Origin of the sequence: Streptomyces luteolifulvus (assembly GCF_008806595.1) — a bacterium.
In the GTDB taxonomy this organism is placed as follows: Bacteria; Actinomycetota; Actinomycetes; order Streptomycetales; family Streptomycetaceae; genus Streptomyces; species Streptomyces luteolifulvus.
Genome location: NZ_VZRB01000006.1, coordinates 192921 through 204714, shown reverse-complemented (window position 1 = coordinate 204714; position 11794 = coordinate 192921). Strand labels below are relative to the sequence as shown.

The window sequence follows — 11794 nt, the reverse complement described above, 5'->3', positions numbered from 1 at the left end:
CCGTCCGAACCAGGAGCACGGTACCCGTGTCCACACCTCCGCCCCCTGGGCCCCACCAGCCCCCGGAGCCGTACTCGCAGGGCCAGTATCCGGTGCATCCGCCGGGGCCGTCCCAGCCGCAAGGGCCGTTCCAGGGAACCCCGTCGGCGCCCTACGGCCCGCCCTACCAGCTCTGGGGGCAGGGCTACAGCCCGTACAACCGCCCGGCCCCCGTCAACGGCGTCGCCATCGCCTCTCTCGTCCTCGGCCTCCTCTGCTTCGTGCCGGCCGCGGGACTGGTCCTGGGGCTGATCGCGCTGGCGCAGATCAAGAAGCGGGGCGAGCGCGGCCGGGGGCTGGCCGTGGCCGGGTCCGTGCTGTCCTCGGTCGGGCTCGCGCTGTGGGCCGTGTCGCTGTCCACGGGCTTCGTCCTCGACGTCTGGGAGGGGGCCAAGAACGCCGCGAAGGACAGCGCCTCGATGAACAAGGGCACCTGCTTCGACTCGCCCAGCGGTCTGGAGGGCGCGGCCTACGACTTCGACGAGGTTCCCTGCGCCGGCGCGCACGACGGCGAAGTGTTCGCGGTCGTCACGCTGCCCAGCGGCGCCTACCCCGGCGACGACGAGGTGACGGACACCGCCGACGACAAGTGCTACGCACTTCAGGCGAGTTACGCCATGGACGCCTGGGCGGTGCCGGAGGACGTGGACGTCTACTACCTCGTGCCGACCCGGCAGAGCTGGCGCCTCGGCGACCACGAGATCACCTGTGTCTTCGGCAACACGGAGGAGGACGCCGGCCTGACCGGGTCGCTGCGCAACGACGAGACGACCCTCGACGCCGACCAGCTCGCCTATCTCAAGGCGGCCAACACCCAGGACGCGGCGCTGGATTCGGCCCCCGACGCCACCCCCGACGACGATCTGTCCGCGAACAAGGAGTGGGCCCGGCGAGTGTCGGACGCGATCAGCGAGGAGGCCACGATGCTGAGCGGGCACCGGTGGCCCGCCAGGGCCAGGAAACCGGTCGCCGCCGTCGCCGGGGAGCTGGAGGCCCTCCGGAAGGCCTGGGCGCAGGCCGCCGGCGCCCAGGACGTGGACACCTTCTACGAGCACTACGACCACGCCGTGACGATCGAGGACCCCGGAACGGCGGTCACCGCCCGCAAGGCTTTGGGCCTGGACACGACCCCGCCGTCGTACGAGGACGACTACGCCGACCCGGGTGCCGGACGGGCGGGCGCCGAAGCGGAGGTGTGACGGCGTCCATAGCGGGGAGAAACCGCCTGCGTAAAGCCCCCTGCGGGCACAAGTCATCACATCGAGTGATTCTCTGGCCCTTGCTTGCACCGGACAACCCACGGTTGCCACGCTGTTGCTGTCTGTACAACCTGATGGGAGCGGCCAGTGACATTCGGTGAGCAGCCGGCGTATCTGCGCGTCGCGGGTGATCTCCGCAAGAAGATCGTCGACGGTTCACTGCCACCGCACACCCGCCTCCCCTCCCAGGCCAGGATCCGCGAGGAGTACGGCGTCTCGGACACCGTCGCCCTCGAAGCGCGCAAGGTGCTGATGGCCGAAGGGCTGGTCGAGGGCCGCTCCGGGTCCGGGACCTATGTGCGCGAGCGGCCCGTGCCCCGGCGCATCTCCCGCTCCGGATACCGGCCCGTCGGCGGTTCCACGCCCTTTCGTCAGGAGCAGTCGGAGGGCGACGCGCGCGGCACCTGGGAGTCCAGCAGCGCCCAGGGCGAGGCGAGCGGGGCCATCGCCGAGCGGCTCGGCATCCGGCCCGGCGACCGCGTGATGTGCACGAAGTACGTCTTCCGGGACGCCGGCGAGGCGATCATGCTCTCCACCTCCTGGGAACCTCTGGCCGTCACGGGCCGTACACCCGTGATGCTGCCCGAGGAGGGCCCGCTCGGCGGGATGGGCGTCGTCGAACGCATGGCGGCCATCGACGTGATCGTCGACAACGTCACCGAGGAGGTCGGCGCCCGCCCCGGCCTCGCCGAGGAACTCCACGCCCTGGGCGGCGTCCCCGGCCATGTCGTCCTGGTCGTCCAGCGCACGTACTACGCCTCCGGCCGTCCGGTGGAGACGGCCGATGTGGTGATCCCCGCCGACCGTTACCGCGTCGCCTATCACCTTCCCGTGAGGTAGCGCACACCGCGCCCCACCACCGCACACGCGCCTGGCAGTTGCCCCGGGCGTTGCCCCCTTCCGCGCCCCTTCACGCTGCGGTGGAATCCGGCCGTTTTCGCAGGTCGCCCCGTGCGTGCACGCCATGCCGCTGACCGGATGCGTCATGGTGGGACGACGGCGCATTCGACGACGTGCGCCCCCGGAGTGCCGGTCCGGCCTGGCTGGTTGCGTACCTCTTTGTGAAAACGCGTATTCGCTGCGTAAAGGTAGGGCGTAGGCTCGGGCATATGCGGATTGCGGTTTCCTTATCGGGCGGGGCGCGGTGCAGACCGCGGGCGGGAAGTGGAGGGGCGCGATGAACGACGGCACGATCACTCTTCCCTGGCTCGTCATTCGACAGGACGACAACGGCAATCGCTACCGCGTGGGCAGGTACGCGACCCGTGCCGAGGCCCAGAAGATCGCGGACAGCCTCGACAGCCGCGGACACAAGCAGATGTACTGGGTCGAGCGGATCGGGCAGAACGGAACGAGCGTCGACGGCTGACCTCCCCCCGTACCCTCTCCCGCGCTCTCCCCTCCGCTCTCCCTCCATGTCGCCGCGCCGCTCCCGTAGGCTCCGGGACATGACGGAACGGATCGTGGTGGTGGGGGCCGCCCTGCGCGAAGACGGCCGGCTGCTCGCCGCGCGCCGCAGCGCACCCCCGGACATGGCCGGCCGCTGGGAACTGCCCGGCGGGAAGATCGAGCCCGGCGAGAGTCCCGAGGCGGCCCTCGTACGCGAACTGCGCGAGGAACTCGGCGTGGAGGCCGAGCCCGTCGAGCGTGTCCCGGGGGAGTGGCCCCTGCGACCGCCGTACGTCCTGCAGGTCTGGACGGCCCGCCTGCTCCCCGGTTCCGGCGACCCCAAGCCCCTTGAGGACCACGACGAACTGCGCTGGCTCGCACCCGATGACATCTGGTCCGTGGACTGGCTGGACCAGGACGTGCCCGCGGTGCAAGCGGCGCTCGCGAGGCTGGAACCGGGGGCTTGAACCGGAGGCGGCAGGCCTCTGGGCCCCCGTGCGACTGGGCGCCGCCCCCGACGGTACTCGCGACTGGATATCGGGTATCTGACCATTAACCCCATGAAACCGGACATGGGTGCGTCGCCTGGCCTGGGAAGTGATCGGCGTGATCGACACCGGAGGCGACCGCGCCGAGTGGACCTTCCCCGCCGAACCCGGCGCCGTCCGTCGCGCCCGCACCGCCGTCCGCACCCGGCTGCGCGAGTGGGACCTCGACAGCCTCGCCGACCTCACGGCCCTGCTGGTCAGTGAACTGGTGACCAACGCGCTGCGGCACGCCACCGGCCCCATAGGCGTCTGCCTGGTCCGCCCGGCAGGCCTGGGCGACGTCCTGCTGGTGGAGGTCTCCGACCCGATCCCGGACCCGCCCCGCGAGCGCGCTCCCCGGCCCGAGGACGAGAGCGGCCGCGGCCTCCAACTCGTCGCCAACTCCTCGCGACGCTGGGGTACCCGCCCCGGCGAGGCGGGCAAGACGGTGTGGTTCGAACTCGCGGTTCCCGGCTGAACCGCGACCGCCGCGGGGGGCCTTGGGCCTGTACGGGCGTGTCCGCGCTGTCGAGCAAGTGGTTCAGGCCAGTGGTGGTTGTCGAAAGACGTGATTCGACGAGGTGTCTCCTGGTTAGAAGACTGTAGGTGTTGTCGCGGGCCGGACCGAAAACCATCGGGACCGTGCTGTGATCGTGAACACCGTGTTGTGCGGCACCGTAGTGCTGGATACTGCGGGCAGCCGCCTTCGGTGACCGGTGCCGGACGCGGTGAGCTGGAGGGGACGGTTCGCGTGAGCGAGATACCAGCGAAGGCCACGGAGTCCGAGGACCCGTCGGGTGGCGCTGGGACGGAGGCCGCGGATGCCGCCGCGGCGGCCATCCGTTCCGGTGAGGCGTCACCCGGTGACGCCCTGTGGCAGAGCAGTCCGCCCGGCTCGATGTACGACTACATCAAGGTCGCGTCCTTCTCCATCGGCCCCGACGGGCTCGTCGACCAGTGGAGCCTGCGGGCCGAGCAACTCTTCGGCGTCCCCGCCGCGCACGCCGTCGGCCTGGACCCCATCGAGGCGTTCATCGACCCGGACCGCCGAGAACAGGGCCAGCGCAAGATGGCCGAGATCCTCGACGGCCGCGAGTGGACCGGCGTGGTGCCCTTCCGGCTGCCGGACACGCCCGACGGCGAACGCGGTGAGGAAGGCCTCGCCGAGGTGTACGTCATGCCGACGCGGACGGAGGAGGGCGAGAAGGCCGCCGTCTGCATCGTCGTCGACGTCCGCACCCTGCGCAGCATCGAGACCGACCTCGCCGCCTCGCAGGCGATATTCGGTCAATCCCCGTTCGGCTTCCTGCTGATCGACCCCGACCTGCGGGTACGGCGTGCCAACCGGCGGTTCGCCTCCATCTTCGGCGGCACACCCGACGACCACCGCGGCCGCGGCGTCCACGACTATCTGCCGCGCCCCGAGGCCGAACGGGTCGCCGCGACCCTGCGCCGGGTGCTGGAGACCGGCGACTCCATCACCGACATGCATGTCACGGGCTTCCTGCCGGGCTCCGAGGAACGCCGGCACTGGTCCATCAACCTCTACCGCGTGCACAGCGGTTCCGGCCGCCCCATCGGCATCGCCTGGCTCGCCACCGACATCACCGCACGCCGCGCCGCCGCCCGCGAGGCCGCCGCGGCACGGCGCAATCTCGCCCTCCTCAACGAGGCCGGGGCCCGCATCGGCAACTCCCTCGACCTGGAGACCACCGCCCGCGAACTCCTGGACGTCGTCGTCCCCGGCTTCTGCGACCTCGCCACCGTCGACCTCTACCAGGGCCTGCTGGTCGGCGACGAGACCCCGCCGGGTCTCGCCGACGGGAGCGCGGAACTGCGCCGGGTCGCCTTCGCCAGCGCCGTCTCCGACGTGCCCTTCGCCGAACCCGGGACGGCCGTGGCGGTCGGCGCCGTCCACCACTTCCCCTTCAACTCGCCGTGCGCGGACGCCCTGCGCACGGCCCGGACCCAGCTCCTCCCCGCCGAGGAGGGCGGACTCGTCCAGTCCACGCTGGCCGTGCCGATGGTCGCCCACGACACCGTCGTAGGACTCGCGCAGTTCGCGCGCACCAAGGGCAGCGAGCCGTTCGGGGACCGTGACCGGGATCTGGCGGTGGAGCTGGCGGCCCGTGCCGCCGTCTGCATCGACAACGCCCGTCTGTACCGGCGCGAACACGAACGCGCCCTGATACTGCAGCGGTCGCTGCTCCCGCCCGGTGACCCGGTGGCCTCCGGCCTGGACATCGCCTGCCGCTATCTGCCCGGGAACTCCTCCGCCGACCGGCCGAGCGAGGTCGGGGGCGACTGGTTCGACGTGATCGAACTTCCGGGCCACCGCACGGCGCTGGTGGTCGGGGACGTGATGGGCCGGGGCCTGCGGGCAGCCGTCGCGATGGGCGAACTCAGGTCCGCCGTACGCACCTTGGCCCTTCTCGACCTCGAACCGGCGGAAGTCCTCTCCGCGCTGGACGAGATCGCGCGCGGCCTCGGTGCGCCCGGCGGCGTCCAGCAGGCCACCCGCGCCGCCCGTCGCCCCCGCGAGGCGGACCTGTCCGAGGTGTACCTCGCGACGTGCGTGTACGCCGTCTACGACTCCGTGACCCGCAGATGCACCTTCGCCAACGCCGGCCACCTGCCGCCCGTCCTGGTCGAACCGGGCGAGGACGCGCTGATGCTCGACGTACCGCCGGGCATGCCGCTCGGCGTGGGGGGCGAACCCTTCGAGGAAGTGGAGGTCGAACTGCCCGAAGGCGCCCTGCTGGCGCTGTACACGGATGGACTGGTCGAATCGCGCGACCATCCACTGGACGAGGGCCTCCAGGCCTTCGTGGGCGCCCTCACGGATCCCTCCAGCCCCCTGGAGGACGTCTGCGACCACGTCCTCAACACCCTTGACACACACCATGGCGAGGACGACATCGCCCTGCTGATGGCGCGGGTCCAGGGTCTGCCCGAGGACTCCGTCGGCGACTGGACGCTGCCGCGCGAGCCGAGAAGCGTGGGCCGCGCCCGCGAGTACGCGCGCGGCCGGCTGCTGTCATGGGACCTGGAACCGCTGGTCGACACGACAGAGCTGCTGGTCAGCGAACTGGTCACCAACGCCCTGCGCTACGGCGAGGGCGAGATCAGACTCCGCCTCCTCCTGGACCGCACCCTGGTGTGCGAGGTCTGGGACGCGGGCCTGGTCCAGCCGCGCCGCCGTCGCGCCCGGGACACCGACGAGGGCGGCCGGGGCCTGCAACTCGTCGGACTGCTCAGCGCGGCGTGGGGCTCGCGGCGCACCCCTCGCGGCAAGACGGTGTGGTTCGAACTCCCCCTGCCGGATGGTGAGCACGGCCTCGCCGACCCCGCGGAGGCGTTGCTGAGCCTGTTCTGAGAGCGGCTACGCGGGGGCCGGGCCGCGCCTCGCCCGGGTGCCCGGGCCGCCGAAACTCGCGGACGGCCCGCCGGCCGGGGCCCCACCGAGGAGGACCCCGCCGAGCACGGCCCCACCGAGCCCGCTCGCGTGCTCGGCCGCGCCCGCGACGGGATTGCCGTGCACCCGCACATCCTGCTCGGCGAGTTCACGAGCCTGCCGGGCGAGGGCGTCGGCCCGGAGGTCTGCCGCGTACGTCCCGCTGCGGAGAAGCCGTTCCGCCTCGGCCAGCCGGGTACGGGCCGCCCCGCCCACGGCACCCCGGTGCGTACCGACGAACCCGTCCGCGAGCGCAACGGCACTCCGCGCGGCAAGCGAGGCAACGGCGCCCATCACCCCGGCCCGCCCGACCCCGAGCGGCGACACGGTCCCGAGGATCCGCCGCAACGCACGGAGCGGGTCGTACGGCCCGGCCGTCAACTCCTCCCGCACGGCGGCCAAGGCGACGTCCGCATGCAGAATCCGAGCCCGCAACTCCCCGGCCGGGAGGGCTGCGGGGGAGAGGGCGCTGGGGGAGCGCGGGGGTGCGTCGGGTGGGGAGGCGGGCGGAGGGTTGCCGGGGGTGGTTGGGGGTGCGCTGTCCGGGGTGGTCGGCGGCGCGTTGCCAGGGGCGCTCGGGGCTGGTGGAGCGTCGTGCGGGGGCTCGTCGGCAGCGGCCGTGTCCTTGGCGTCGTCCGCCGCCTGACCGGCATCCGGCGGCTCCTGACCGGCCTCCGCTCCCGCGGATGTCCGATCGGCGCGGACGACTGCCGCGGACGTCCGGTCGCCTGCGGGCGGCGGCTCTTGACCGGCTTCTCGAGACGCCGGCCCGGCCTCCGCGGATGCACGACCGGCCTCCGCCGTCCCCGCTTCCGCCGCGTGACCTGTCTCTTCGGTCGCTGGGCTGGCTCCCGTGGGAGCTGGGCCGGACTCCGGCGGCGTCTGGTCGGCCTCCGTGAACGCGGGCGCGGCCGCTGTCGTTGCCTGCTCGGCGCTGTCCGGCGCGTGGTCGGCTTCCGTCGTCGTTCGACCGGCCTCGGTCGGCCTCTCTTCGGTTTCCTTCGGCGTCTGGTCGGCTTCGGGCGGCCCCTGGCCGGATTCGCTCTGCCCCCAGCCGGATTCCGTGGACGTCCGACCGGCCTCCGCCGTGCCCTGACCGGCTGCCCTGGGCGCCCATCCGGCCTCCGTCGCCCCCTGCCTGCCTTCCGCCGCCACCCCGCCGGCCCCCGCTGTTCCCTGACCGGCTTCCGCCGTCACCCAGCCGCCCCCCGTTTCCCCCTGGCCCGCCTCCATCGACGCCAGGGCCAGTTCCTTTCGCGCCCCCGCGATCTCCGTCTCTGCCCCCGTCAGCGCCGCCGGGACCAGAGCCGCGGCCGTCGTCAGGGATGTTGCGAGGTGGTCGATGTCGTCGACGAACGCCGCGGCCTGGGTGATCGCGCCCTCGGCGGCTCGTAGATGACGGGCCGCGTTCTCCGGCTCGCCCAAGTCCGTCGCCTGGCGGGTCTGGTTGAGGCGGAACGTGGCGAACACCAACCGGTCCTTGGCCTGTTCGGCGTGGCCCGTGACATCGGCGGTCGCGCCGGAGCCGTACCGTCTGCCGAGATCGGCGAGGGTCGCATCCGTGGCCCCGGTGCGGCCGGTCAGCTCGCGGAAGCGGGCCTCCGCGAGTTCCAGCGCCTCGCCGATGCCCTCCTCCAGGCCACGGAGCCCGTCGAAGCCCGCGGCCTCCGTGTCCAGCCGCCGCCCCGCCTCCTGGCACCGCCCGACGATCCCGGCGAGCGCGTGCTGCCGGGCGGACGGGTCCGCGGGGACACCTTCGTCGTACTGCTGCCGCATCCGGAAGGCGGCCGACAGCTCGGCCTCCGCGTCCCGTACGGCCCGTGCGTACGGGGTTACGGCCGCCGTCCCGAAACGGGCCTCGGCGAAGCCGAGTTCCTCACGACTGGTGCGGACGCAGTCGTCGGCCTCGGCGAGCAGGGCGAGGGACCTGGCGTCCAGCTCCGCGGGCGGCGCAGCCAGCGGCCCGGCGACGGGGGCTCCGGCAGCGGGGTGCGTCGTCCGGGCCCTGGTCCGGGACCGCCGGACATGCCGCACGTATCCGTATCCGGCGACGGCACCCACCGCCGCGACCGCGAGGAGCGGCAGGACGAGGCCGGTGGTGGACGTCTCGTCCTGCTCCTGCGCGGCCGCGACCGGGACCGGCCCCGGCCCGACAGCCGGGGCCGGAGGCTCGGTACTGATCGTGACGCCGGGCAGCACCAGCCATACGACCCCGACCGCGGTCCCCAGCACGGCATGCGCCACCCGCACGGATATGTGCGAGGTCGCGCGCCGCGGCCGGCCCCGGATCAAGGATGACGTCACATTCCGGAGCGTATGAGCAGGAATCCGGCAGCGCGAGCGGGATGGGCCAGGGGTGGGGACGGACGTGCCGTGCCTTCTAGGACCGTCTCCTGATCTTCGAGCCCAGCCAGACCAGTGGGTCGTACTTGCGGTCCACCGCTCGTTCCTTCAAGGGGATCAGTGCGTTGTCCGTGATCTTGATGCCCTCGGGGCAGACCTCCGTGCAGCACTTGGTGATGTTGCAGTAGCCGAGGCCGTGTTCGTCCTGCGCGGTGGTCTTGCGGTCCAGCCCGGACTCCGCGGCCGCGTCCAGCGGGTGCATGTCCAGTTCCGCGACGCGCATCAGGAAACGAGGTCCGGCGAACGCCCGTTTGTTCTCCTCGTGGTCCCGCACCACATGGCAGGTGTCCTGGCACAGGAAGCACTCGATGCACTTGCGGAACTCCTGTGGACGGTCCACGTCCTCCTGCATCATCCGGTACTCGCCGGGGCCGACCCCGGCCGGCGGCACGAAGGAGGGGACCTCCCGGGCCTTTTGGTAGTTGAAGCCGACGTCCGTCACCAGGTCGCGGACCACGGGGAAGGCCCGCAGCGGGGTGACCGTGATCGTCTCCTCCCGGGTGAACACCGACATCCGCGTCATGCACATCAGCCGGGGCCGCCCGTTGATCTCCGCGGAGCACGAGCCGCACTTGCCGGCCTTGCAGTTCCAGCGCACGGCGAGATCGGGGGCCTGGGTGGCCTGGAGGCGGTGGATGATGTCGAGGACCACCTCGCCGTCGTTGACCTCGACCTCGAAGTCCTCCAGGCCGCCGCCCTGCACATCGCCCCGCCACACCTTGAAGCGGGCCTTGTAGCTGCTCACTCGTAGAGCTCCTCTTCGGCGAGGTACTTGACCAGCTCGTCCTTCTCGAAGAGGGCGAGCAGGTCGGGGCGGATGGGGTCGGTGGTCTCACGGGTGAGGCTGATCTGGCCGCGGACCGGGTCAGTCGCCGCCAGCCCGCCCGTCGGGTCGGTGAGCGCGCACAGCAGATTGATACGACGCCATGTGCGGTCCATCGTCGGGTGGTCCTCGCGAGTGTGGCCGCCGCGCGACTCCACGCGCTCCAGCGCTGCCCGGGCCACGCACTCGCTGACCAGCAGCATGTTCCGCAGGTCCAGCGCGAGGTGCCAGCCGGGATTGAACTGCCGGTGGCCCTCGACACCGGCCCGCCGGGCCCGTACGCGCAGGTCCGCCAGTTTCTCCAGCGCCTGCGCCATCTCCCCCTCGCGACGGATGATGCCGACCAGGTCGTTCATCGTCTGCTGGAGTTCCTGGTGGAGCGTGTACGGGTTCTCCGGCGGCCTGGTCCCCTCGTCGTCCGGCGTCGGCCCCTCCGCCGAGAACGGCCGCAGCGCCTCCGCGGCCGCTGCGTCGACCTGGACGTCGTCCACGGGCGGGCGTCCGTCGGAGAGGCCCGCCGCGTACTCGGCCGCGTGCCAGCCCGCCCGCCGGCCGAACACCAGCAGGTCGGAGAGCGAGTTGCCGCCGAGCCGGTTCGAGCCGTGCAGGCCGCCGGCCACCTCACCGGCCGCGAACAGGCCCGGCACCCCACGCGCGGCCTCGGTGTCGGAGTCGACCGCGATGCCGCCCATCACGTAGTGGCAGGTCGGCCCGACCTCCATCGGCTGCGCCGTGATGTCGACGTCCGCCAGCTCCTTGAACTGGTGATACATCGATGGCAGCCGACGCTTGATCACCTCGGCGGGCATACGCGTCGACACGTCCAGGAACACCCCGCCGTGCGGGGATCCGCGGCCCGCCTTCACCTCGGCGTTGATCGCGCGCGCCACCTCGTCGCGGGGGAGCAGCTCGGGCGGACGCCGGTTGTTCTCCTGGTCGTCGTACCAGCGGTCGCCCTCCTCCTCGGACTGGGCGTACTTCTCCTTGAAGACGTCGGGGACGTAGTCGAACATGAACCGCTTGCCCTCGGAGTTCCTGAGCACCCCGCCGTCACCGCGCACCGACTCGGTGACGAGGATGCCCTTCACTGACGGCGGCCAGACCATGCCCGTCGGGTGGAACTGCACGAACTCCATGTTCATCAGGGGCGCCCCGGCCAGCAGCGCCAGCGCGTGCCCGTCACCTGTGTACTCCCACGAGTTCGACGTCACCTTGAAGGACTTGCCGATGCCGCCGGTCGCGATCACCACGGCGGGGGCTTCCAGGACGAAGAAGCGGCCGGACTCACGTTCGTACGCGAAGACTCCCGAGACCCGGTCACCCGCGGCGGAGCCGCTGTCGGGCACAGTCTTGAGGACCCGGGTGACCGTGCACTCCTGGAAGACCTTCAGCCGGGACTCGTAGTCGCCGGTCTCGCGATGGTCCTCCTGCTGCAACGACACGATCTTCTGCTGGAGGGTGCGGATCAGCTCCAGGCCCGTACGGTCGCCGACGTGCGCGAGACGCGGATACTCGTGGCCGCCGAAGTTGCGCTGCGAGATCTTCCCGTCCTTCGTACGGTCGAACAGCGCGCCCCAGGTCTCCAGCTCCCACACCCGGTCCGGTGCCTCCTGGGCGTGCAGCTCGGCCATCCGCCACTGGTTGAGGAACTTCCCGCCGCGCAGGGTGTCGCGGAAGTGGACCTGCCAGTTGTCGTGCTCGTTGACGTTGGCCATCGCCGCCGCGATGCCGCCCTCGGCCATCACGGTGTGCGCCTTGCCGAACAGGGACTTGCAGATCACTGCCGTACGGGCGCCCCGCTCGCGCGCCTCGATCGCGGCGCGCAGTCCGGCGCCGCCCGCGCCGACCACGACGACGTCCCACTCCTGGCGGTCGACCACGGACATCAGAAGGCCTCACT

At 71.9% G+C, this 11794-nt stretch carries 9 protein-coding genes; 6 read left to right on the top strand and 3 right to left on the bottom strand.

Annotated features, from left to right (window positions below; genetic code table 11):
- Positions 1-26: 26 nt before the first annotated feature.
- From F7R91_RS11410 to F7R91_RS11385, 6 genes are all read left to right on the top strand, one after another.
- Positions 27-1238 (top strand): DUF4190 domain-containing protein, encoded by a 1212-nt coding sequence (locus tag F7R91_RS11410; RefSeq protein ID WP_150947242.1) that lies wholly within the window; start codon positions 27-29, stop codon positions 1236-1238.
- Positions 1239-1385: 147 nt separating this feature from the next.
- Positions 1386-2138 (top strand): GntR family transcriptional regulator, encoded by a 753-nt coding sequence (locus F7R91_RS11405; RefSeq protein ID WP_150947239.1) that lies wholly within the window; start codon positions 1386-1388, stop codon positions 2136-2138.
- A gap of 337 nt (positions 2139-2475) precedes the next feature.
- Complete coding sequence (locus F7R91_RS11400; protein WP_150947238.1) at positions 2476-2667, top strand: SPOR domain-containing protein; 192 nt, start codon at positions 2476-2478, stop codon at positions 2665-2667.
- A gap of 79 nt (positions 2668-2746) precedes the next feature.
- A complete protein-coding gene (locus tag F7R91_RS11395) occupies positions 2747-3154 on the top strand; it encodes a (deoxy)nucleoside triphosphate pyrophosphohydrolase (protein ID WP_150947236.1) in 408 nt (135 codons plus the stop codon).
- 109 nt (positions 3155-3263) lie between these two features.
- Positions 3264-3692, top strand: a complete 429-nt coding sequence (locus F7R91_RS11390) for an ATP-binding protein (protein WP_150947234.1) — start codon at positions 3264-3266, stop codon at positions 3690-3692.
- Between the two features lie 273 nt (positions 3693-3965).
- Positions 3966-6590, top strand: coding sequence for a SpoIIE family protein phosphatase (locus tag F7R91_RS11385; RefSeq protein ID WP_150947232.1), 2625 nt, complete (start codon positions 3966-3968; stop codon positions 6588-6590).
- A gap of 6 nt (positions 6591-6596) precedes the next feature.
- Here F7R91_RS11385 and F7R91_RS11380 read toward each other — a convergent pair whose 3' ends face one another.
- The 3 genes from F7R91_RS11380 to F7R91_RS11370 form a co-directional block, all read right to left on the bottom strand.
- Positions 6597-8972: a hypothetical protein gene (locus F7R91_RS11380; protein ID WP_150947230.1), complete on the bottom strand. Its 2376-nt coding sequence runs from the start codon at positions 8970-8972 to the stop codon at positions 6597-6599.
- A 76-nt stretch (positions 8973-9048) separates the two neighbouring features.
- Positions 9049-9816, bottom strand: coding sequence for a succinate dehydrogenase/fumarate reductase iron-sulfur subunit (locus tag F7R91_RS11375; protein ID WP_150947228.1), 768 nt, complete (start codon positions 9814-9816; stop codon positions 9049-9051).
- Entirely contained in the window at positions 9813-11780 is a 1968-nt protein-coding gene (locus F7R91_RS11370; RefSeq protein WP_150947226.1) for a fumarate reductase/succinate dehydrogenase flavoprotein subunit, read from the bottom strand. Before F7R91_RS11370 ends, F7R91_RS11375 begins: the two co-directional genes overlap by 4 nt.
- Between the last annotated feature and the right edge of the window lie 14 nt (positions 11781-11794).